This window comes from Sphingomonas sp. BL2 (assembly GCF_056680015.1).
Window position 1 is genome coordinate 118,537 of record NZ_CM155261.1, and the last position, 21,340, is coordinate 139,876.

The 21,340-nt window shown below is 65.3% G+C and carries 22 protein-coding genes and 1 tRNA gene; 9 read left to right on the plus strand and 14 right to left on the minus strand.

The window, feature by feature from the left end; translation table 11 throughout:
- Nucleotides 1–32: 32 nt before the first annotated feature.
- The 3 genes from AC1ME3_RS00550 to dapA all read right to left on the minus strand — a co-directional run bounded on the left by AC1ME3_RS00550 (nucleotide 33) and on the right by dapA (nucleotide 2,198).
- Nucleotides 33–581 (minus strand): DUF2062 domain-containing protein, encoded by a 549-nt coding sequence (locus AC1ME3_RS00550; RefSeq protein WP_480955872.1) that lies wholly within the window; start codon nucleotides 579–581, stop codon nucleotides 33–35.
- A 40-nt stretch (nucleotides 582–621) separates the two neighbouring features.
- Complete coding sequence (smpB, locus tag AC1ME3_RS00555) at nucleotides 622–1,104, minus strand: SsrA-binding protein SmpB (protein ID WP_055879372.1); 483 nt, start codon at nucleotides 1,102–1,104, stop codon at nucleotides 622–624.
- 209 nt (nucleotides 1,105–1,313) lie between these two features.
- Nucleotides 1,314–2,198, minus strand: coding sequence for a 4-hydroxy-tetrahydrodipicolinate synthase (gene dapA, locus AC1ME3_RS00560; protein WP_480954400.1), 885 nt, complete (start codon nucleotides 2,196–2,198; stop codon nucleotides 1,314–1,316).
- 90 nt (nucleotides 2,199–2,288) lie between these two features.
- Here dapA and AC1ME3_RS00565 point away from each other — a divergent pair, with 90 nt between their 5' ends.
- From AC1ME3_RS00565 to AC1ME3_RS00580, 4 genes are all read left to right on the plus strand, one after another.
- Entirely contained in the window at nucleotides 2,289–4,286 is a 1,998-nt protein-coding gene (locus AC1ME3_RS00565) for a lytic transglycosylase domain-containing protein (RefSeq protein ID WP_480954401.1), read from the plus strand.
- 71 nt (nucleotides 4,287–4,357) lie between these two features.
- A complete protein-coding gene (gene greB, locus AC1ME3_RS00570; RefSeq protein ID WP_480954402.1) occupies nucleotides 4,358–4,834 on the plus strand; it encodes a transcription elongation factor GreB in 477 nt (158 codons plus the stop codon).
- 235 nt (nucleotides 4,835–5,069) lie between these two features.
- Nucleotides 5,070–5,450: a DoxX family protein gene (locus AC1ME3_RS00575; protein ID WP_480954403.1), complete on the plus strand. Its 381-nt coding sequence runs from the start codon at nucleotides 5,070–5,072 to the stop codon at nucleotides 5,448–5,450.
- A gap of 10 nt (nucleotides 5,451–5,460) precedes the next feature.
- Entirely contained in the window at nucleotides 5,461–6,225 is a 765-nt protein-coding gene (locus AC1ME3_RS00580) for an NYN domain-containing protein (RefSeq protein ID WP_192238889.1), read from the plus strand.
- A 150-nt stretch (nucleotides 6,226–6,375) separates the two neighbouring features.
- Here the strand turns inward: AC1ME3_RS00580 and AC1ME3_RS00585 are convergent, their stop codons facing one another.
- The 6 genes from AC1ME3_RS00585 to AC1ME3_RS00610 form a co-directional block, all read right to left on the minus strand.
- A complete protein-coding gene (locus AC1ME3_RS00585) occupies nucleotides 6,376–7,887 on the minus strand; it encodes an MATE family efflux transporter (protein WP_480954404.1) in 1,512 nt (503 codons plus the stop codon).
- A gap of 474 nt (nucleotides 7,888–8,361) precedes the next feature.
- Nucleotides 8,362–11,169, minus strand: a complete 2,808-nt coding sequence (locus tag AC1ME3_RS00590) for a valine--tRNA ligase (protein ID WP_480954405.1) — start codon at nucleotides 11,167–11,169, stop codon at nucleotides 8,362–8,364.
- Between the two features lie 66 nt (nucleotides 11,170–11,235).
- Nucleotides 11,236–11,808 carry a DUF2497 domain-containing protein gene (locus tag AC1ME3_RS00595; protein WP_480954406.1) on the minus strand — a complete coding sequence of 191 codons (573 nt, stop codon included), beginning with the start codon at nucleotides 11,806–11,808 and terminating at the stop codon, nucleotides 11,236–11,238.
- 35 nt (nucleotides 11,809–11,843) lie between these two features.
- Nucleotides 11,844–13,373, minus strand: a complete 1,530-nt coding sequence (locus tag AC1ME3_RS00600; protein WP_480954407.1) for a TolC family outer membrane protein — start codon at nucleotides 13,371–13,373, stop codon at nucleotides 11,844–11,846.
- 10 nt (nucleotides 13,374–13,383) lie between these two features.
- Nucleotides 13,384–14,043, minus strand: a complete 660-nt coding sequence (locus AC1ME3_RS00605) for a protein-L-isoaspartate O-methyltransferase family protein (protein ID WP_480955873.1) — start codon at nucleotides 14,041–14,043, stop codon at nucleotides 13,384–13,386.
- A 364-nt stretch (nucleotides 14,044–14,407) separates the two neighbouring features.
- Nucleotides 14,408–15,388, minus strand: a complete 981-nt coding sequence (locus AC1ME3_RS00610) for a helix-turn-helix domain-containing protein (RefSeq protein ID WP_480954408.1) — start codon at nucleotides 15,386–15,388, stop codon at nucleotides 14,408–14,410.
- 285 nt (nucleotides 15,389–15,673) lie between these two features.
- Here AC1ME3_RS00610 and AC1ME3_RS00615 point away from each other — a divergent pair.
- A tRNA-Cys gene (locus tag AC1ME3_RS00615) sits at nucleotides 15,674–15,747 on the plus strand.
- 27 nt (nucleotides 15,748–15,774) lie between these two features.
- Here the strand turns inward: AC1ME3_RS00615 and AC1ME3_RS00620 are convergent.
- Together AC1ME3_RS00620 and AC1ME3_RS00625 are read right to left on the minus strand one after the other, a co-directional pair.
- The gene (locus AC1ME3_RS00620; protein ID WP_480954409.1) at nucleotides 15,775–16,434 is read right to left on the minus strand and encodes a site-specific integrase; all 660 of its coding nucleotides are present in this window, start codon (nucleotides 16,432–16,434) and stop codon (nucleotides 15,775–15,777) included.
- Nucleotides 16,435–16,940: 506 nt separating this feature from the next.
- Nucleotides 16,941–17,159, minus strand: coding sequence for a hypothetical protein (locus AC1ME3_RS00625; RefSeq protein ID WP_480954410.1), 219 nt, complete (start codon nucleotides 17,157–17,159; stop codon nucleotides 16,941–16,943).
- 304 nt (nucleotides 17,160–17,463) lie between these two features.
- Here AC1ME3_RS00625 and AC1ME3_RS00630 point away from each other — a divergent pair, with 304 nt between their 5' ends.
- Nucleotides 17,464–17,967 carry a TIGR02594 family protein gene (locus tag AC1ME3_RS00630; protein ID WP_480954411.1) on the plus strand — a complete coding sequence of 168 codons (504 nt, stop codon included), beginning with the start codon at nucleotides 17,464–17,466 and terminating at the stop codon, nucleotides 17,965–17,967.
- 185 nt (nucleotides 17,968–18,152) lie between these two features.
- Here the strand turns inward: AC1ME3_RS00630 and AC1ME3_RS00635 are convergent, their stop codons facing one another.
- The 3 genes from AC1ME3_RS00635 to AC1ME3_RS00645 all read right to left on the minus strand — a co-directional run bounded on the left by AC1ME3_RS00635 (nucleotide 18,153) and on the right by AC1ME3_RS00645 (nucleotide 19,219).
- Nucleotides 18,153–18,341 carry a hypothetical protein gene (locus AC1ME3_RS00635; protein WP_480954412.1) on the minus strand — a complete coding sequence of 63 codons (189 nt, stop codon included), beginning with the start codon at nucleotides 18,339–18,341 and terminating at the stop codon, nucleotides 18,153–18,155.
- A 177-nt stretch (nucleotides 18,342–18,518) separates the two neighbouring features.
- Nucleotides 18,519–18,860 carry a hypothetical protein gene (locus tag AC1ME3_RS00640; RefSeq protein ID WP_480954413.1) on the minus strand — a complete coding sequence of 114 codons (342 nt, stop codon included), beginning with the start codon at nucleotides 18,858–18,860 and terminating at the stop codon, nucleotides 18,519–18,521.
- A gap of 122 nt (nucleotides 18,861–18,982) precedes the next feature.
- A complete protein-coding gene (locus tag AC1ME3_RS00645; protein WP_480954414.1) occupies nucleotides 18,983–19,219 on the minus strand; it encodes a YozE family protein in 237 nt (78 codons plus the stop codon).
- 135 nt (nucleotides 19,220–19,354) lie between these two features.
- On the opposite strand from AC1ME3_RS00645, the gene AC1ME3_RS00650 reads away from it, so the two are divergent.
- The 3 genes from AC1ME3_RS00650 to AC1ME3_RS00660 are packed head-to-tail and all read left to right on the plus strand — an operon-like array spanning nucleotide 19,355 to nucleotide 21,303.
- A complete protein-coding gene (locus AC1ME3_RS00650) occupies nucleotides 19,355–19,558 on the plus strand; it encodes a hypothetical protein (protein ID WP_480954415.1) in 204 nt (67 codons plus the stop codon).
- Nucleotides 19,559–19,561: 3 nt separating this feature from the next.
- On the plus strand, nucleotides 19,562–20,038 hold the full coding sequence (locus tag AC1ME3_RS00655; protein ID WP_480954416.1) for a LexA family protein: 477 nt from the start codon (nucleotides 19,562–19,564) through the stop codon (nucleotides 20,036–20,038).
- Nucleotides 20,035–21,303, plus strand: a complete 1,269-nt coding sequence (locus AC1ME3_RS00660; RefSeq protein ID WP_480954417.1) for a Y-family DNA polymerase — start codon at nucleotides 20,035–20,037, stop codon at nucleotides 21,301–21,303. Before AC1ME3_RS00655 ends, AC1ME3_RS00660 begins: the two co-directional genes overlap by 4 nt.
- Nucleotides 21,304–21,340: the final 37 nt, after the last annotated feature.

Sequence of the window (21,340 nt, forward strand, 5' to 3'; positions counted from 1 at the left end):
GACGGTCCGTCAATTCCAACCGGTGTCAAATGTTACGAAACATTACCGTGACGATTGTCGTGGCGGTGCCGCCACTTGCGCGCGATCCACAACCGCCAGCCGAGCGCGCTGAGCGCATAGCCGCCGACCGAACAGACGACCGTGATGACGAGCAGGCCAAGCGCGGTGGCGGGTCCCGCCTGCATCAGCCACGGAATCCATTCGGTCCGAGCCGCAGCGTCCGCGACGGGCTGGCCGGGGACATGCGCGTCGAGGCGGAGCAGCGACGAGCCGATCCAATAGCCTGCGATCCAGAGCGGCGGGGTGGTCAGCGGATTGGTGATGAAGGTGGTGAGCGCGGCGGTCGGCACATTAGCGCGGAACGGCAATGCGAAGATCGCCGCGACCGGCGTTTGCGCGACCGGGATCAGGATGCCCGCGACCATGCCCAGCGCAACACCGCGCGGGACCGATCGGCGAGTGAAACGCCACAACTCGGGCGCGAGCACGCGGTGCGCGACGGGACGGAGGAGACGGTTCTTCTCCATCGATTCGCGAGTCGGCAGATTGCGATGCGACCACGCCGCGAGACGCCCGAATATGCTCAAGACGATAGGGTCATCGACACCGGCGCCACGTCAGTTATCCGCGATCCCGCATGATCCGGCCCTGCTCGCGCTTCCAGTCCTGTTCCTTCACCGAATCGCGCTTGTCGTGGTTCTGCTTGCCCTTGGCGAGCGCCAGTTCGATCTTCGCACGGCCCTTTGAATTGAAGTAGATCATCAGCGGCACGAGCGTCATGCCCTGACGCGCGACCGCCCCGAACATCTTGTTGATCTCGCGCTCGTGGAGCAGCAATTTGCGCGGGCGCTTGGGCTCGTGGTTGAAGCGATTGCCGTGGCTGAATTCGGGGATGTTCGAATTCACCAGGACGACGTTCTTGCCCTTCACCTCGGCATAGGCCTCGGCGATCGAACCCTCGCCGCCGCGCAATGCCTTCACCTCGGTGCCGGTGAGCGCGATGCCCGCCTCGAACACCTGCTCGATATAATAATCATACCGCGCGCGCCGGTTCTCGGCGACGATCTTGGTCTTCTCGAAGGTCGGGGGTTTGGGACGTGCCATGGGACGCGCGATGTAGGAGGTCGGAGGGCTTAGGGGAAGCGCAGCCTTACGTTTCTTGACGCCCTCTTCTGGATCCTCCCCCGCCAGGGGGAGGTGGCACCGAAGGTGACGGAAGGGGAGGACCACACCACCGAAGTTACCCTTCCCTCCCCCTCCGTCTGGCAAGCGCCAGCCACCTCCCCCTGGCGGGGGAGAATCGTGATCCCGGCTCAGACTAGGCGCGCGCGCGCCAACGCTGCGTCGACGGCTGCGCGCGACGCGTCGCCCGCGGGGGTCATCGGCAAGCGGAGCGTCTCGGGGAAGCCCGCCCGCACCTTCGTCATCGCGTACTTCACCGGGCCGGGCGAGGCGTCGGTGAACAGCGCTTCGTGCAGGGGATAGAGCTTATCCTGATACGCCAGCGCCTTGACGAAATCGCCCGCCTGGCACGCCGCCTGAAACTCAGCGCACAGCTTCGGCGCGACGTTGGCGCTTACCGAGATGCAGCCGGTGCCGCCCATGACGTTGAACGCCAGCGCCATATCGTCATTGCCCGACAACTGGCAAAAGTCCGGCCCGCACGCCGCGCGGTGCTGAGAAACGCGGGCGAGGACGCCGCTCGCATCCTTCACCCCGACGAACACATCCGGAAACGCCGCGACGATCCGCGCGAGCGTGGCCGGCTGGATGTCGGTCACGGTCCGCGCGGGGACGTTGTAGAGGATGATCGGCAGCGGGGTCGTCTCGGCGAGCGCCTCGAAATGGCGGAAGATGCCCTCCTGCCCTGGCCGGTTGTAATACGGCGGCACCATCAGCGCCGCGTCCGCACCGGCCTCTTTCGCGGCGCGCAGGTTGGCGGACGCAACGCGCGTGTCGTTCGAGCCCGCACCGGCAATGACGGGGACGCGGCCCTTCGCCTGGTCGACGCAGACGCGGACGACGTGGAAATGCTCGTCGTACGACAAGGTCGCCGCCTCGCCGGTCGTCCCGCATGCGACCAGCCCCGACGAGCCCTCGACGATCTGCCATTCGATGAAGTCGCGATAGGCGGGTTCGTCGAAGCTGCCGTCGGCGGCGAACGGCGTGACGAGCGCCGGAATAGATCCTGAAAACATGCGGTGGCCTGCGGTCCTGTTGCGCCGGATGTCTTGCAAAATCCGGATTTCGTTCAGGACAGATACGGGTTCGGAGCGTATGCTGTCCACATGGTAGCATCGATGTTTAAAACGAGCCTTCTCCTTGCAGTCGTGGCGGGGACGGTCGCCGCGTCGGGAGGCGGGCAGCAGACGCTGGATCGCTACAGCACGCAATTGGCCAATATGGGCCCCAACACACAGCCGATGGCGACGGATGGCGCGATCGCCTCGACCATCGCGCAGTGGCGGGCGTTGCAGCAGACCGATGCGCTGCCGTTCGACAGCTATGCGGGCTTCCTGATGGCGCATCCGGGGTGGCCTAACGAGACGGCCAACCGGCGTGCAGCGGAGCGCAAGGCGGCGACCGGATCGCCGCCGAGCGTCGTCGCGTTTTTCCGTCGCTATCCGCCACAGTCCGCCTCGGGCGGCGTTGCCTATGCGCGGGCTTTGCAGGCGACCGGCGCGCGGGATCAGGCCTATGCGGCGGTGCGGACGGCGTGGCGGAGCGCCGGCCTGACGCCGACCGACGAGGCGATGGTCGTGTCGGGCTTTCCGGGTGCGCTGACGCCGGACGATCAGGATGCGCGGATGGATGCGCTGTTGTGGGCGGGCCAGACCGGCGCGGCGCAACGGCAACTGGTGTGGACGAGTGCGGCGCGGCGGCCGATCTTCGCGGCAAGGCTCGCGTTCCGGACGAATGCGCCGAACGCGTCGGATATCTCGGCCTCGACGCAGACACTGTATGCGAACGATGCGGGGTATGTCGCGGACCGGGCGCAGTGGTTGCGCAATTCGGGCGCCAGTCCGTCGGCGCGGGCGTGGTTGGCGCGGCCTCGGTCGCTCGTGACGCGTCCGGGGAATGCGGCCGAGTGGTACGAGGTGCTCGTCACCAACGCGAACGGCGCGGCGAACGACGGGCAGTACCAGGTCGCCTACGACATCGCGCGGCAGATCGACGACGCGTATCCGTTTGGCGCAGACATCGCGGCGAAATCCTATGCCGAGCGCGACGAATATACCAATCTCGCCTGGCTCGGCGGGCGCGTGGCGATGAAGCAGCTCGGGCGACCGGCGGACGCGATGACGCTGTTCGACCGTTACGCGCGCGGCTCGCGCTCGCCGCAGGTCCGGTCGAAGGGGTATTACTGGGCGGGTCGTGCGGCGGAGGCGGCCGGGTTGGCGCCTCAGGCGGCGGCGTTCTACGGCCAGGCGGCGGGGTACCGCGATCAATATTATGGGCAGCTGGCGAACGAGCGCACCGGACGAGCGCTGGTTGCGCCGCCGTCGGTTGCTTCGGTGGCGATCGATGCGGCGACGCGTGCGGCGTTCGATCGGCGCGAGACGGTGCGTGCGGTCAAGTTCCTCGGACAGATCGGCGACTGGCAGGACCAGACCGCGTTCGTCCGCCAGATCGCGGCGGATGCGACGACCGATACCGATCATTTGCTGGCCGCCGAACTGTCGAAGACGATCAACCGGCCGGACCTGGGCGTGATGGTCGGGCGGAGCGCGCTGGCGAACGGGCTCAGCGATTATTCCGCGGTCGGTTTCCCGATGGTGTCGGTGCCGGCGGGGTATGAGGACAACTGGACGATCATCCACGCGATCTCGCGCCAGGAGAGCCAGTTCGATCGTGCTGCGGTGAGCCACGCCGGCGCGCGCGGGCTGATGCAGCTGATGCCGGCGACCGCGCGCGAGCAGTCGGGGAAGATTGGCCTCGCGTATAATCAGGCGGCACTGACCACGGATCCGAACATGTCGATCATGCTGGGGTCGAGCTATTTCCAGCGGGTCTACGCCAATTACGGCAGTTATCCGCTGGCGGTGGCGGCGTATAATGCGGGCGGCGGCAACGTGAACAAATGGCTCCGCGCGAACGGCGATCCGCGGACGGGCGCTATCGACATGGTCGATTGGGTCGAGGCGATCCCGTACCAGGAGACGCGCAACTATGTGCAGCGCGTGCTGGAGAATGCGGTGGTGTACGACCTGATGAACCCCGCGCGGGCGAAGAGCCGGGGCGCGGCGCGATTGTCGTGGTATCTGGGGAAGAACCGACCGGGTTGAGCTGTTCTCCCGCGAAGGCGGGAGTCCAGACTGGGCTCCCGCCTTCGCGGGAGAACATGGTAGGCGAGCGCATGGATCGCCCCAACTACATAACCCCCGCCGGCTACGCCGTACTCCGCACCGAATACGAGCAACTCCTGTCGACCGAGCGCCCGGCCTTGGTTGAAGTTATCTCGTGGGCGGCAGGCAACGGCGACCGGTCCGAGAACGGCGATTACATCTACGGCCGCAAGCGCCTGCGCGAGATCGATCGCCGGCTCGGCTGGCTGTCGAAGCGGATGAAGGCGGCCAAGGTCGTCGACCCCGCCGCGCAGGAAGATCGCTCGCGCGTGTGGTTCGGCGCGTGCGTGACGGTCGCCGACGAGGATGACGTCGAGCGTGTGCTGACGCTGGTAGGCGACGACGAGACCGACGCGAGCAACGGGCGGATCGGCTGGAACTCGCCGTTCGCGCGCGCCTTGCGTGGTGCTGCGATCGGCGATGTGCGACGCGTGGATTTGCCCGCTGGGGAGCGCGAATATGAGGTGATGGCAATCGCCTACCCCTGACGTTGCGATCCTCCCCCGCAAGGGGGAGGTGGCTGGCGCTTGCCAGACGGAGGGGGAGGTAAGGGAAACCGCTGTTCCGTGTCCTCCGCCTCCGTCGCCTACGGTGCCACCTCCCCCTGGCGGGCGAGGATCGTGGGAGCGCGTCCCGTCAACGATCCGTTTCGATCTACGCGAATTGACCTCGACCCGCTCCCGTGTGACGTTTCGCCCACGCAACGACACTCGAGGATACCCCATGCCGATACCCGCCACCTGGTCCGCCCGCCTGCTCAGCGTCATGCGCATCGTCGTCGCGCTGGTGTTCTTCAGCCACGGCATCTCGAAGTTCTTCGGCCTGCCCCCCTTCCCGATGCCGATGAATCCGTTGCTGACGGTCGCCGGCGCGCTCGAAGTCGTTGGTGGCGGGCTGTTGATCATCGGCCTGTTCACGCGGCCGGTCGCGTTCGTGCTGTCGGGCATGTCGGCGGTCGCGTATTTCATGGCGCACATGCCACAGGGTCCCTTCCCGATCGCCAATGGCGGCGAGGCGGCGGTGCTCTACTGCTTCGTCTTCCTGTACCTTGCCGCCGCCGGTGGCGGTGTCTGGAGCGTGGACGCGCAGCGCGGGCGCGGCTAACCTTGCGCGCATGATCGATACCACAACGCGCAACGTCGCCCTCCTGATCGACGCGGACAATGCGTCCGCGGCGACCCTCGACCCGGTGCTGACCGTCCTTGCCGAGCTCGGCACGGTCAACGTCCGGCGTGTCTATGGCAACTGGTCGAAGCCCGCGCTGAAGGCGTGGAGCGACATGTCGATCAAGCACGGCATCGAGCCGCAGCAGCAGTTCGACCTGACCAAGGGCAAGAACGCGACCGACATGAAGATGACGATCGACGCGATGGACCTGCTGTTCCGCGGGCGCATCGACGGGTTCGGCATCATGTCGTCAGACAGCGATTTCATGCCGCTCGCGACGCGCATCCGGCAGGACGGCATCCCGGTGTACGGCTTCGGCACCAGCCGCACGCCGGAGGGTTTCCGCCAGGCGTGTACGCGGTTCATCGACGTCGGCGCGCTGAACGAGACGTCGCAGCCGATGCAGGTGCCCGCGCCCGCTCCGGTGGCTGGCGAGAAGCCCGCTACGCCGGCGCCGGTCGCTCGGCCGAAGACCGCGCAGCCTATCGACGAACAGGTGATCAAGCTCCTGATCGACGCGTACAATGCGGTGAAGCGCGACGAGAAGGGGTATGCCAGCGTCGCCGAACTCGGCCAGCTTGCGGGTAACCGGTCGAGCTTCGATGCACGCAATTACGGGTTCAATCGCCTGTCGGACCTGATCGAGACGATTCCGAACTTCCAGCACGAACGCCGCGAAGGTGGGCGCTCGTTCGTGAAGCGGCTCCGGTAGGCCCCTTCGACAACCACCATTGAGTGCATCACCCCGGCGAAGGCCGGGGCCCAATTGGAAAGGTCGTAGTAACGAAGCGCTGGCCTCTGCCACCGTCGTTCCCTAATTGGGCCCCGGCCTTCGCCGGGGTGGTAGTTTAGATCGAGCCCCTCACCCCGTAGGCTGCAACCGCCCGCCCGGCTCACTCATTCCGTGCGCCTGTTCCTCACTGTCGTCAGGCACCACCAGCGCGCCCTTCCGCCAATTTCCATAGCGATAATACCACGCCGCGATCGCCAGCGTCGCGAGCGATCCGAGCGGAAAGCTCCACCACAACGCATCCGCGCCGAGCCACGGCTTTGCCATCAACGCGAAGCCGATCCGCACCGGATACAGCGCGACGATCAGCGCGATCAGCGGCGCGATCACGGCTCCGTTCGCGCGGACGGTCGAGAACAGCACCATCGTCATCCCGAACAGGATGAAGTTCCAGCTCGCGATCAGCTGGATATGCCGCGCGATCGGCAGCGCGGGGCTCGAGCCACCGATAAACAGCGTCATCACCGGGCGATCGAACAGCAGCACGACTGCAACCATCGCACCGGTCAACGCTACGTTGAAGAGCAGACCATATTTCGTAATGTCACCGACCCGGTCCCACCGCCCCGCGCCGATATTCTGCGCCGCCATCGAACTAACCGCCGCGCCGATCGCTAGCGCGGGCATCTGGATATAGGTCCAGAGTTGCTGCGACACGGCATAGGCCGCCGCGGTGTCGACGCCGAGCCGGTTGACCAGCCCGACCATCGCGAGGCCGGCGGTCGACATGACGAGCATCTGCGCGCCCATCGGCAGGCCTTTCCGCACGATTGTCCCGGTCAGCGCGCGCTCGGGGATCAGGTAGCGGAGTTCGTTGCCGCGCAGCCGCAATGGCAGGTCGCGCTTGTAGATGTAGACGATCAGCCCGAGCAGCGAGACGTGGCTTGCGACCAAAGTCGCCATCGCCGAGCCGGCAATGCCCATCTGAGGGAACGGTCCGATACCGGCGATCAGCAACGGGTTGAGCCCGCTGTCGAGGATCGCGCTGAGCAGCATGAACCACAGCGGCGTCATCGAATCGCCGGTCCCGCGCAGTCCCATCATCAGCAAAACCATCATCATCGACGCGGGCAGGCCCAGGAAGATCACGCGGAGGTAGGCAAGCGCGAGCGGCATCGCGTCGCCGGGGGTGGCGAGCAGATGCAGTATCTCGGGCGCGAACACCCAGCCGAGCGCGGCGATCACGATCGCACCGCCGAGTACGAGACCGACGGCCGAGCCGAACGCGCGGCGTGCACCCTCAAGGTCGTGACGACCGAAGCTCTGCCCGACCAGGATCGTCGCGGCCATGCCGAAGCCGAACACCGCGCCGAAGGTGAGAAACATGATGATGTTGGCGTTCGACGTCGCCGCGAGTGCGCCCTCGCCGAGATAGCGGCCGACCCAGATCGCGTTGATCGAGCCGTTGAGCGACTGGAGGATGTTCGAACCGAGCGTCGGGAGCGCGAAGGCGAGCAGCGTGCGCCCGATGTGCCCGGTGGTAAGGTCGCGCTGGCCGGGTTTGCCGCGGGGGTGGTCGGGCTTTGCGCTGGATGGGTCCTGGGAAACGGTGCTGGCTTCGACGTCGGATGAAAGGTCGCTCACACAGTCTCTCCGTTAGGCCGAATTCGCTCCGGCAACCACCGGCGAACGGTCAGGCGCCCTGTCATGTCGACTGCCTAGCCGCGGAGTGAACTCCGGAACAAGCCGGTAGGTCCCCTGCCCCGAATAACTATGCCGCCCCGGCGTAGGCCGGGGTCCAATTGGAAAGGTCGCAGTAACGAAGCGCTGGCGTAGTTAGCGACGTCACCCGCTTGGACCCCGGCCTTCGCCGGGGGGGAGTAGGGGAACCGGCAGTGCTTATTTGAGGGTCGAAGGCTCCCTAGCCTATGCCGCCGGTTCGCCATCCCGGCGGAACCTGGGGTGACGGACTTCGGCAGGAGCGACGAGGTCTTCAAGCACTTGTTCTCCTCCCGCTCGCGGGAGGGGTCAGGGGAGGACGCGACGTACGTACTGGCGTCCGGCTTCTTGAGGCACGCCCCTCTCCCACCCCCTCCCCGCAGGCGGGAGGGGAGCAGGTTAGCCCAGGCGGCCGAGTGCCGCCTGCAATCGCGCAGCCTCGGCGGCCTTGTCGGCGTGGTCGGCCTTGGCCTTCTCGACCGCTTCGGGCTTGGCGCGTTCGACGAAGCTGGCGTTGCCGAGACGACCCGCCAGCGCGTCGCGCTCCTTCTCCGCCGCCGCGATCGCCTTGGTCAGGCGGGCGCGTTCGGAGTCTAGGTCGATCACGCCTTCGAGCGGCAGGACGAACGTCGCTTCGTCGACCACGACCTGCGCCGCGCCGCCGGTGGCTTCGCCGTCGGCATGCGTGACGCGGGCGAGACGCGCGAGCGCAGGCGCTTGGCGTTCGAGCCGCGCCAGCGTCACCGCGTTCGCATCACGGACGTGGAGCGGGAGGCGCGCGCCCGGCGGCACGTTCAGTTCATTCCGCGCGGTGCGGATTTCCTGAACCAGGCGGATCAGCCAGTCGACTTCCTTGCTCGCCTCGGGATCGAGCGCGCGAGCGTCAGCCATTGGCCATTGCGCGACGATCAGGTCGTGATCGCGCGGGCCCATCGCATGCCACAATTCTTCGGTGATGAACGGCATGAACGGGTGGAGCAGGACCAGGATCTGGTCGAGCACCCAGCCCGCGACCGCCTTCGATTCGTCATCAATGACACCACGCTCGTCGCCAACCATCTGCGGCTTGATCAGTTCGAGATACCAGTCGCAGAAGCGGCTCCACGCGAATTGGTAGATCGCGTTGGCGGCGCCGTCGAAGCGGTAATCGGCAAGCGCGAGGTCGACCGTCTGGACGGTCGCGATCGTCTCGGCGATGATCCACTTGTTGACCGCGAGGTCCGCGCGTGGTGCCTCCAAGGTCGTGCTGGCGACGATGCCGTTGGCTTGTGCGAACCGGGCGGCGTTCCACAGCTTGGTGGCGAAGTTGCGATAGCCCTCGACGCGCTTCTCATCCATCTTGATGTCGCGGCCCTGGCTCTCCATCGCCGCCATGAAGAAGCGCAGCGCGTCGGCGCCGTAGGTGTCGATCAGCCCGAGCGGGTTGACGACGTTGCCCTTCGACTTCGACATCTTCGCGCCGTCCGCCGCGCGGACGAGACCGTGCAGGTAGAGCGTGCGGAACGGCACGTCCTTCATGAAGTGCAGCCCCTGCATCATCATCCGCGCGTTCCAGAAGAACAGGATGTCGAAGCCGGAAATGAGCACGTCGTTCGGGTAGCGGCCGCCAAGCTGCTTCTGCTCCCTCTCCCCTGCGGGGAGAGGGTCGGGGTGAGGGGTCGTACCGGGCGCTGCGCTGCTTGGCTGCCCCTCACCCTGGCCCTCTCCCCGGAGGGGAGAGGGAACGGCACCCGCCTCGGGCCAGCCGAGTGTGGCGAAGGGCCAGAGGGCCGAGGAGAACCAAGTATCGAGCACGTCGGGGTCGCGCGTTAGCGTCACGCCCTCACCCGCAAGAGCCTGCGCTTCGGCCTCGGTCTCGGCCACGTACGGCGTACCGTCCGGACCGAACCACGCCGGAATCTGGTGTCCCCACCAAAGCTGCCGCGACACGCACCAAGGCTGGATGTTGTCCATCCAGTTGAAGAACGTCTTCTCCCAGGTCTTGGGGACGATATCGATCGCGCCGGTCTGGACCGCCTCGATCGCGGGCTGGGCGAGCGTCTTCGCGTCGACATACCATTGGTCGGTCAGCCACGGCTCGATCACCACGCCCGAGCGATCGCCATACGGCGTCTGGATCGTGCGCGGCTCGGCGTCGTGCTCTTCGCCGTCCTTGTCGACGTGCGCGATGAGGAAGCCTTCGTCCTTCAGCCGCGCGACGACGGCCTTCCGCGCCTCCGCGGTCGTCAGCCCGAGCAACTCGGCGGGGATCAGCCCGTCGGACACCTGGACGACGCGCGCCTTCGCATCAAGCATGTTGAGCATCGACCCGGCAGCCATCCCTGCCCGCTTGCCGACCTCGAAATCGTTGAAGTCGTGTCCCGGCGTGATTTTCACCGCGCCCGAGCCCAGCTCCGGATCGGCATGGTCGTCGGCGATGATCGGGATCAGGCGTCCGGTGATCGGCAGCTTCACCTGCTTGCCGATCAGCGCGGTGTAGCGTTCGTCGGAGGCGTTCACCGCCACCGCCATGTCGGCGAGCATCGTCTCGGGCCGCGTGGTCGCGACCTCGATGAAGCCCCCCTCTTGTCCAAGGGCGCCGTCCTCGAGCGGATAGCGCAGGTGCCAGAAGCTGCCCTTGATCTCGCGCGTCTCGACCTCGAGGTCGCTGATCGCGGTGCCGAGGCCCGGATCCCAGTTTACCAGGCGCTTGTCGCGGTAGAGCAGGCCCTGCTTGTGGAGGTCGACGAACACTTTCAGGACGGCCTTCGAAAAGCCCTCGTCCATCGTGAAGCGCTCGTTCGCCCAGTCCATCGAGCAGCCGAGCCGGCGGAGCTGCTGCGTGATCTCGCCGCCGCTCTCTTCCTTCCACGCCCAGACCTTCGCGACGAATTCCTCGCGCGTCAGGTCGGTGCGCTTCTGCGGGGGATTAAGCGCGCCCATCTGGCGCTCAACTACCATCTGCGTCGCGATGCCGGCGTGATCGGTGCCGACCACCCACAACGCATCCTTGCCCTTCAGGCGCGCATGACGGGTGAGGATATCCTGCAGCGTGTTGTCGAGCGCGTGCCCGATGTGCAGCGAGCCCGTGACGTTGGGCGGCGGGTTGACGATCGTCCACGGCTCGGCGTTCGGACGGTCGGGGCGGAACTGGCCGCTCGCCTCCCAATGCGCGTACCAGCGCGATTCGATGGAGGCCGGGTCGAAGGTTTTGGGAAGCTCGCTCATGCGTCGAGCCTTAGCGAGCGCGACGCGAGGAAACCAGCCTCGCATCCGCGCCCGTGTCTTGAGAGCCTAGGGCTGCTGGTTCATGATCTTCGCGATCTCGCGCGAGACCATGTCCTCGACCATGTTGGGAAGGTTGGCGTCGATCCACTCGCGCAGCATCGGGCGAAGCATTTCGCGCACCAGGCCCTCCAGCGTGCCGTCATTGCCTGTCTCGGGTTTTACCATCATCCGCGTCAACGCCTCGAGCGGCGCGCGCGTTGCAGCGGCGGTGTGGCGCGAGACGATCGGCTCGGCTGCGGCATCGGTGGCCGGCTGCGGCTTGGCACTCGGCGCAGGCTTGGGCGATGTCATCTGGGGGGTCATTTGCGGCGCGGCGTGGCGTGGTTCGGGCGGCGTATCGACGGCATTGAGCACCGGGGACTTGGGCGGGCGCGGCGTGCGATCGGGCATGGGGTCGCTCAGTTCGAGGATCTCGTCGTCGTGGTCGTCGTCGAAATAGGCCGGATCGAGATCGACCGGCGCGGACGTCGCGCGCGAAGGCCGACGCGAACGGCCGGGCGTATCGCCCTCTTCCGCGATGATGCGTTTGATCGACGAGAGGATTTCCTCCATCGACGGCTCGCCGCTGACATCCCCCATCCGGACCATCCCAAACCCCGTTGCCCCGCGCGCCCCTATTGGCGGCTCGGCGCGTCCTTACCTGTCGTCAAGGCGGGGTTCCTGTCAACCGGCGTATCGAGCAACGGGTCGTACTGCGCCTGAACCGTGGCGTTCTGCGCGGGCGTCTGCGCGGTGCGGGTGGCGACCGGCACGGGCTCGCCGTCGCCGCCGAAATCCCAGATCTTGTGGCGGACGCGGTTGTAGTTCGCGACCGGATCGTAGAGCACGCCGCCGTCGAGCCCAAGGTCGCGCGCCTCGGCCTGGCCCATCGCGGCCAGCAATGCGAAGCCCGCGACATACGCGTCGCGCCGCGCGGTGACGAGCGTCACCTGGCTGTTGAGCAATTCCTGCTCGGCGTTGAGGATGTCGAGGATCGTGCGCGTGCCGACGCTGTTCTCGGCGCGGACGCCTTCGAGGCTCAGCTTGTTGGCGTTGACCGCGGTTTCCGACGACTGGATCACCTGCTCCGACGATCGCCAGATGGCAAAGGCGGAACGCGCCTGAGCGATGACGTTGCGCTCGGTTGCGGTGACGTTCTCGATCGCGCGCGATTGGTACGCCTCGGCTTGGCGAACCTGTGCTGCGGGGCGCCCGCCCTGGAACAACGGCAACGTCAGCGACAGCCCGGCCTGCACCGCCTTGTTGGCGTTGGGGATCGTGTTGACGCCACTTGGCACCGATGCGATCGAACCAAGATAATTGGTGTAGCTCGCGCCACCCACTGCGCTGATCTGCGGGAGCCGGCTCGCGCGCGCGACGCCGACGTCATAGCGGGTCGCGTCCCGCTCCTTGGCGGCAGCGATCAGCACCGGGTTGTTGTCGATCGCGACGGTCACGGCGGAGGCGGGGCTGTCGGGCAAATGCGGCAACGTCGGCGGTGTATCTAGCGTGCCGGGCGGTGTTCCGACGAACTGGATATAGCTTTCGCGGCTGGATATCAGATTGGCTTGCGCGGACTGGAGTTGTGCGCGCGCCAGTGCGAGCCGCGCCTCGGACTGCGCCACGTCTGTGCGCGTCAGGTCGCCGACCTGGAAGCGATCGCGGCTGGCCTGGAGGTTGACGTCGAGCACGCGGACGTTCTGCGTGTTCAGGCCAACGATCGCCTCGTCGCGGATCACGTCCATGTACGCTGCGACGACGTTGGTGAACAAATCGGCTTCGGTACTACGAAGCGTCGCACGGCCTGCCTCGACGCGGGTCTTCGCCGCGGCAACCGAATTGCGGACCTGTCCGCCCTGGTACAGCGGCACCGACACGTTCGCCCGCGCCACCGCCTGGCGAGGCGGCGCGACGAAGCTGTTCTGTCCGGTGACAAGGAATTCGGTGAGATCGCCGGTCGCGTTTGCCGATGGCAGGCCCGACGCGCGGGCGATCGGCACATTCTCGTCGGTGGCGCGCAGGGTAGCCCGCTGGGCCGTGATCGTCGGGTTGGTGTTGTACGCCTTGACCAGCGCCTCTCGCAGCGTCTCCGCGTGGAGTGGTGCAGCGCTATACGTCAGCGCAACACTCAGGAGCAGACTGCGGAGAAGTGCGGCGCGGGCCATGGTTTTCTGCTCAGAACCGGAAGGGTTTGGGGGCGTCGAAGCCGGGCAGGCTCACGCATTCGACATCGACGAACGCCGAGAGCGCGAACCCGCCATCGGTCTTGCGGCCCGATGCGAGCCGGGTCAGTCCGCGCTCGGCGATCCCTGCCGTGACACGACCACCCGACTTGACCTGCGCGATCAACGCGTCGGGCACGGTCTCGATCGCCCCGTCGACGATCAGCACGTCATAAGGCGCGCCGGCAGAGTGGCCGTCCTGCATCGGTGCCTCGACGAGTTCGACGTTGCCGGTTCCGGCGAGTGCCTCGCGGGCGATCGCCAGCAAGGCAGGATCGCTCTCGACCGCGACGACCGAGCCGACGATCTCGGCCAGCACTGCGGCGGTGTAGCCGGTCGCAGCACCGATCAGCAGGACGCGGTCGGTCGCGGTCAGATAGGCTTCGGTGAGCAAACGGCCGGTCGCCATCGGCAGGTTGGCGTAACGCCCGCGTCCCAGTGGGATCGTCGCGTCGCGGTAGGCGAGCGCACGAACGTCGGCGGGCATGAATGCCTCGCGTGGCACGCGTGCCATCGCCGCGACGACACGCTGGTCGTTGACCGCGTTGGTGCGCAACTGGCTCGCCACCATCGTATGCCGCATTGCGTCGAACGTTACGGGAGCGGAGGACATCGCCGCCGCGGCAGACGGGTTGGACCCGCCGATGTCATGGGTCTCGGCTGCGAGCGAGGGAGTATCGAGAGTCGTCGTCGTCATGGCGCATCCTGTCGCACAACTGTTTTAGCCACGCAATACACTTGTTTCGGATCGCTCCGATATCGCGCGGCCGGATATGGTGCGTCTGTTATCGCGTGGGCACGGCGACGCCAAGCATCGGTTGATCGGATTTCGCCACGATCACTGCGGCTCTGTCATCGATGTGGGGGCACCAACCCGGGAACTGGGAGACGCCCCGCCCGCCCGTGTGACACCGAGATGCCGCGAACGGGGCGTCGAGGGCGCACGAGAAATCCCGGCAACACCTCTGCGCCCGTCCTTAGCACCCGATCGCGGAACCGTCCCGCGAAATGACCCGCTGTTGCGTCGCGCGGCTCGAGTCGCGCGGCAGCGCATCGCGAGCCGGCGCCTTTTCGATGTCGTGCAGCACCTGCGTCGGCGATCCCAGCACTGCGTTCCGCGCCTTGAGGCTTGCCTTCAGGAACGGCTTGGTCAGCGCCATGAACCGTCGCGGGGTCATTCCCAGGAAGGTCGCCGAATCGCGCAGGAAATGTGAGGCATCGAAATACGAGCGGTCGATCGTCGTATAATCCGCCTCGCCGCCGGCCATCATCAGCCGGACGAACGACCGCAGGAACCGTGCGCGCAAGAGGAGCATCTTGGGCGGGAACCCGAAATGGCGCACCGACAGGCGGCGCAGCGCGTGCGTCGGGATGTCGAGTTGTGCGGCGGCGGACGCGATGTCGGTAGGGCCGTCGGTCGCGAGTATCTCCATCAACTGCCGGATTTGCGGCGCATCGGCATGCGGCGCCCCAAGCCGCGCGAGCAACATCGAATCTAGGATGGGCGCGACGGCGGCATCATCCGGGGCGCCCTGCAAGGCAGCCACCAGGTCGCGTGTGAAGGCCTTGCCGAGCATGTCTTCCAGCGGCACGATGCGGTTGCGCAAATCGCCGGCCGATCGCCGAAACAATCGCGCCCATCCCAGCGCGCTGATCCCGAAGCCGATCATCACGCCGCCATGCGTCACTGCCTTCAACGCCTGGTTGGTCGGCCCGAACAGACTGGCCGCAGGCAGCGGGTCGTAGGTCCGCCGACCGATCGAGACCGCGATCGGCCCGGCATCGATCGCGATCCGCACGTTGGCGGTCGCCGGCAGGAACCAGTCCACCTGCCCCGCTTCGCTACCCGTGTCGGTTCGATAGACGTGATAGCCGGTGATATAGTCGGCGAGCGCGGCGGCGGGCCGGTCATACCGGATCGCCATGCCGGGCGGCATCGCAAACACCTCATCATCCACGCCCGTCGTATTCGTGCCGCCCGCAATCCTGTCCGTCCTCAAGCGCCCGCCCCCAAAGCTATTCGCGTCGTTGCATTTAACCTTAAGCAAAGACGCTTTCATGCGCGAGTCACGATACGGGTCCAAGCGCGTGGCACGATATTGCGGCCATCGCGCTAACGCCGGATGAACACCGTCTGCGACAACGCGACGCCGCTGCCCCGGCGGATTATTCCGCTGCGGACCGCAACTGCCGGTTGACCGCAGTGGAAAAACGAAGCATTTGCGCCGCCTTCACGCAATCGGGGCCCGATGGCGGAGTGGTGACGTAGAGGACTGCAAATCCTCGCACCCGGGTTCGATTCCCGGTCGGGCCTCCAGTGACTAAGCTGCTGATTTACGGCGCTTTAGTGAGACAATCTTACCCCCCCCTTACCTGCCCTCCCCTCAAGGGGCGTGTGTAGTTCCTGTGTAACTGCGTTCGGAATAGGCCGACTGAGTGCGTCGATTGCCGCATCGATATGCAGCCCGTGGACGTGCGTGTAGCGCAGGACCATCGCCAGCGTCTTATGCCCGCTGATACGCTGGATCGTCGGCAGGTCGACGCCAGCTTTCACCAGCCGCGTTATCGCCGTGTGGCGCATCGTGTGGGGCGTTACCTTGTCGGGGTCGAGCTGCGCGCGAATCACCGACCGAAGGAACGGCCGCGCCATGTTCGTCCGATGCCCGTGTTTCGCCTGCTTTTCAGCGTCGGAAATACCCACCCGTCCTGATCGTTTTCCATTCGGCGTTGGCGTTGCAGCGCGTCCGCGAGGGCCGCCGGGATAGGCTGCTCGCGCGGCCTTCGCCTCGGGAATGAATATGCGACGATTTGCAAAGTCGATCTGGTCGTATCGCACGGATAGTATCTCGCGGTGGCGCATCGCAGCGTTCAGCCTGAAAGCCACAAACAACCGCACACGGAGGTCCTGATCCCCGATCGGGCCCTGCATCAATGCCTGGCTCTGCTCGTCCGTTAGGATCGTGATCGTCTTGCGGCGCTCTGCGGCTTTCGGGATCGCCGGCACGTCGAGCGGTCGAAGACGAACGCCGAAGGCTACGTCAAATACGCCTACCAAAAGGGCTTAAAAGACAAGATCATCGGGCAGGAGCTGTAGCCCGTCCATGTCAGCGATCGACGCGCCGGTTGGTCGGCCCAGTTTACGGCGGTCCAATGAAAACGGGGCATCGCAGCGGAGAGGCGTCTTGGGAATGCTCAATCCGCTGCGATGTCACGATACTGTCACTTCCCTATACGGTAAGCAATCCTTCGTAAGTCCCAGTTTGAAGCAATGTCGCGACGAGCGCGTGTGACGAGCACGAAAATGATGCTCGCCGCGACGAACGCATTGTAGCCGCTAGTATTTGCGAAGGCACTCCGGGTTTTACCCTAGCGCCAACTGAGCGCCTCCGGCCGTTCCGCGGTCGCCGTAAGGCGCGCCGTGCCTTGAAGATAGGCACGGGGCCATGCCATCCTCAGCGCCCCGCCTGCTTCAGTCACCGGACACGCGGGGCGCTTATAACCTTATCAGTCCTATCGGATGCCGAAGCCCGCCGTGCTGCTCTCGCCGTCGTCGGTCCGCTCGCGGCCGGCCAGGATGTTCTCAAGTTCGGATAGCGAATGCGGCACGTCGATATGCTGTGCCCCTAGGAACAAGCGAGACCCCTCCCCTTCGGGTACCGCGTGGGTCAGCTTGTCGATGTCCACCAGCGCATTGCCTGCAGGCACTGTCTCGATCTGAACGAATCGCATTGTCTTCTCCAGTATCGCGTCCGACATTACGAACGCATCACGGGGTAACGAACCGCTGCACCCGAAAGCTGCGCTGCGCGTTGGAAGAGCGAGGAGATGATCATGATCGACGAACCAAAAACCGACGACGCGACCCCGGCCGAAGAGGCTGAGGAGATGGAAAAGGTGCAGGAGGACGCTGCCAAAGAGCGCGAAGAAAACGGCGGCTACCAGTAGGCTGGAACACCTCGTCAGCAACCCCACCGCAGAGGTGGCAGAGCGGTTGCTGACACTCCGACCGGTGACAAAGTAAGGCGAGATCATAGTGGCGAACGAGCCGAAGTGGCTGAGAGCGGCGCGGGCGAAACTGGGAACCAAGGAAGCGGCAGGATCGGCAAACAGCCCGACGATCCTCGGCTGGGCGAAGCGGCTCGGTACGAAGGTGCTGGGTATGATTTACAACGCAGATAGCGTCCCTTGGTGTGGCGTGTTCGTCGCGTACTGCCTGCAAGAAGACGGTATCGAACCGGCTACGATAGCCGTCCGCGCGACATCATGGGCAACATGGGGTAAAGCGCTTCGACCTGAACGCCTCGCTCCTGGCGCAGTGCTGGTATTCGAGCGGCCCGGTGGCGGTCATGTCGGCTTCTACGCCGGCGAAGACGCGAAAGCCTATCACGTCTTGGGCGGCAATCAGGGCGATGCGGTCACGATCGCGCGGGTCGCCAAGGAGCGGTGCATTGCTCGGCGGTGGCCGACCGGCCGCCCTGTGATCGGCAAGCCGGTGCAGATAGCGGCAAGCAAGCCGATCTCAAACGACGAAGCCTAGCGGATCCTTCGCAAGTGTATCTGTTCGATTCCGCCGCGACATCGCGTTCAAGGTTACCACGCCGCTAACCCTCAATATCGGGAACGATAGAAGTTCGGCGCTATCGGGCCAGCGGTGTCGAAGTGGGCGATCCCTGTCGCGGCAGGCAAGGTCCTGTTCCGCTTACCGCGACACTGCATGATCGGTCAGTCGGTCTCGCTCGTGCCACTGCCGTCGTCGGTAGACTTCCATTTGCCCTCGGCAACCTCGTCATCGTCGCCTTCGATCGCCTGTTCGTACGCCGCGCTTTCGTCCGCGATGCCGGCCTCGGCGCTCCTTTTTGCAGTTTCATTGAAGTCAGCTTCGCTTGGGTCGGTCTGCTTGCCGTCAGTCATGGTCCGCTCCTGCGGTGGAGCGGTTGGAACGTTGCGCGTATTGAGTTCCGGCCCCTCAGGTGTTCCGTAGGAATTGCTGGGATCTACGTCTGGCATACTGCTCTCCTGTTGGTTCGATGGATCAACGCGCTGACCACGAAGTCGTCTCGTGCAATCGGCTTTCGCCCCTTCTGTATGTCATTTCTCGGGGCCGCTTCGCGACGTGTCGAGGTCGATGTCCTCACCGGGGTTGCCACCGCCAGCACCCGACCCGCTGCCGTGGACCTCGCCAGTTTTGTTATCGATGTAGGCGCGCTTGCCTGCTTCCGGCGGGATGTCGCGACCGTCGGCAGGCTCGTCGGCACCCGCGCTGTGAGCGCCATCACGGTTCTGCAGGTGGCGTTCCGGTGCATGGTCGGAGCTGTCGTATTCGTCGCCGGAGTAGCCTTTGCCCTTGCCGAAGCCATCCGCGGTTCGATCCGCATCGCCGGACTTGATGCTGACGTTGTCGACGGGTTCGGGTGTGTCGCGTTCGGTCATCGAGATCTCCTTTGGTCTGGCACGTTCAACGCACAAGCTGACTTGCCGGGCGCGGATCCGTTAGCCAGCGCGTTGCCCATGAACAGCCATCAGCGCGAAAGCCTGCTGCCATGCGTCCTGCATCAAGCGGACAGCCAGTCGGATTCGGCATCATCGACTGCCGCAAACATGTCGCCCTCAGCCTGCATGGCGCTGAGATGTTTGCGCACGGTCTCCGGATCGCCGTCGCGGGGAAAGCGCCGATCAACGACAGCGCCGGCCGCCAATTGGCCAACGAGATCGCTTCGGTCTTTCTGCGCCATAAGCCACTGGCCAAACACTGGCTTCGGCTCCTGCTGGTCGTCATCGTGCTTGGTCATTCTCGCGTCCCTCGAATCGTTGGGCCGCCAATCGCATCACATTGACGTTCTTGCAATGTTCTTGCGAATCAGCGGGGATCGCGCCTAGCTAGGGACAGGCCACGACCGGCGATTCGATACTGACGGAGCAACGAAATGCAGCACGATCTGCGGCTGAGAGCGGCTGCCCGCGTGATATACGACAACGTCTATCCACCGGTTGATGCGGTGCAATTCAGCTTCGACGAGGCCGAACGGTTCGGAACTGCGGAGTACCGGCAGGCGGTCGGCGCTGCCCAGGAGGCGCGATCGGTTCTGGCTGCGCAGCACGACCAACTCCTCTTCGCCGCGATCCTATAGATCATGCGCTCGACCAACTCAGGCCGACCCGTCGTCGTCCCGCTGAACCGTCGCGATGAGGTGCTGCGGCTCCACGACGTCCCGTTCGAACTGGTGCCGTGCGAGGTGCCTTTCTTCCTCGTCCATACGCAAGCCGGGTTTCCGTCGCCTGCGCAGGACGACATGCAGGAACCGATCGACCTGGGCGCGTGGCTCGTCGAGCATCCGGCTGCGAGCTATATCATGCGCGTCGATGGCCGGTCCATGTCCGGTGCAGGAATCAACGACGGTGATCTCATCGTCGTGAACCGAGCCAAGAAGCCCAAGGCCGGCGCGATTGTCGTGGCGCTGGTGCATGGCGACCGGACCCTGAAGCGTCTGCGCTACGTCGACGGCCGTCACTGGCTCGTTCCCGAGGCCGAAGGGTTCGCGGACATACTGGTCGATGAGCATGTCGAGATATGGGGCACGGTCGTCGGCGTCGCGCGCAAGATGGCATGAGCACGCCGATCGCCCTGATCGACTGCAACAACTATTACGTCTCCTGCGAGCGCGCCTTCGATGCCAGCCTGGTCGGCGTGCCGGTCATCGTCCTGTCGAACAACGACGGATGTGCGATCGCCCGGTCGGCTGAGGCGAAGGCACTTGGGATCAAAATGGGCGATCCGATCCACCACCTGCGCGACAAGGTTCGGCAGCATGGCATCCAAGTTCGCTCGTCAAACTACGCCCTCTACGGTGACATGCAGCGCAGGGTAATAGCCGCCTGCGAGTCCTTCGCCCGCGACTTCGAAATATACTCGATCGACGAGACATTCTTGGACTTGGCGGGATTTGAGGGCCGGGATCTCGTTGCCCACGCCAATGCGATGCGTGCTCAAGTCCAGCTTTGGACGACGATCTCCACCTGCGTCGGCATCGCAGAAACCAAAACGCTGGCGAAGCTGGCGAACGCCGCTGCCAAAAAGGACCCCCAGTTCGAAGGCGTGGCCGATCTTCGCGACGACGATGTGCGCCGCGATGTGATGCACGCCTTCGCGGTCGGTGACGTGTGGGGCGTTGGCAGCGCCACCGCACGCAAGCTGACCGATCTTGGTATTCATACCGCCGGCGCGCTGCGTGAGATGCCTATGAAGCAGGCCCGCGCCGTCGGGACCGTCGTCCTCGAACGCCTAGTGGCCGAGCTGCGCGGTGTCCCGTCTAACGCCGTTGAATCGGTCGAGCCGCGGCGGAAGGGCATGGCGGTCACCCGATCGTTCGGGACGCCGATCTGCGACTTTGAGCGGATGATGGGCGCGCTGTCGCAATACGCGCTGCGAGCTGGCGAGAAACTGCGATCGCACGGGCTCGTCGCGGCCCGGCTGACCGTGTTCTTCCACACGAACAAGCACAAGCCCGACCGGCCCCAGTATGGGGCATCGCGTATGGTCACGCTGCACCCGATGACGAACGACAGCCTCGAACTCATCGCGGCGGCCAGGCGCGGCGCTGATAGGGTGTGGCGCGATGGCTACGCCTACACAAAGGCGGGCATCATGCTCGACGATCTGCTTCCCGAGAACGAGCGGCCGCGCACGCTGTTCGAGGAGGATACAGCCAAGCGGGACCGACTAATGGGGGCACTCGACACCATCAACGGCAGGTTCGGCACGTGGACTGCGGTGACGGCGTCGCAGGGGTTCAAGCGAGAGTGGAAGATGCGGTCGGAGATGCGGTCACCAGCATGGACGACCGACATCTCTGAGGTGCCGACAGTTCGAGCGTAGTCGCATTCCCTTCATGCGCCCGTTCACGACAGTGGTA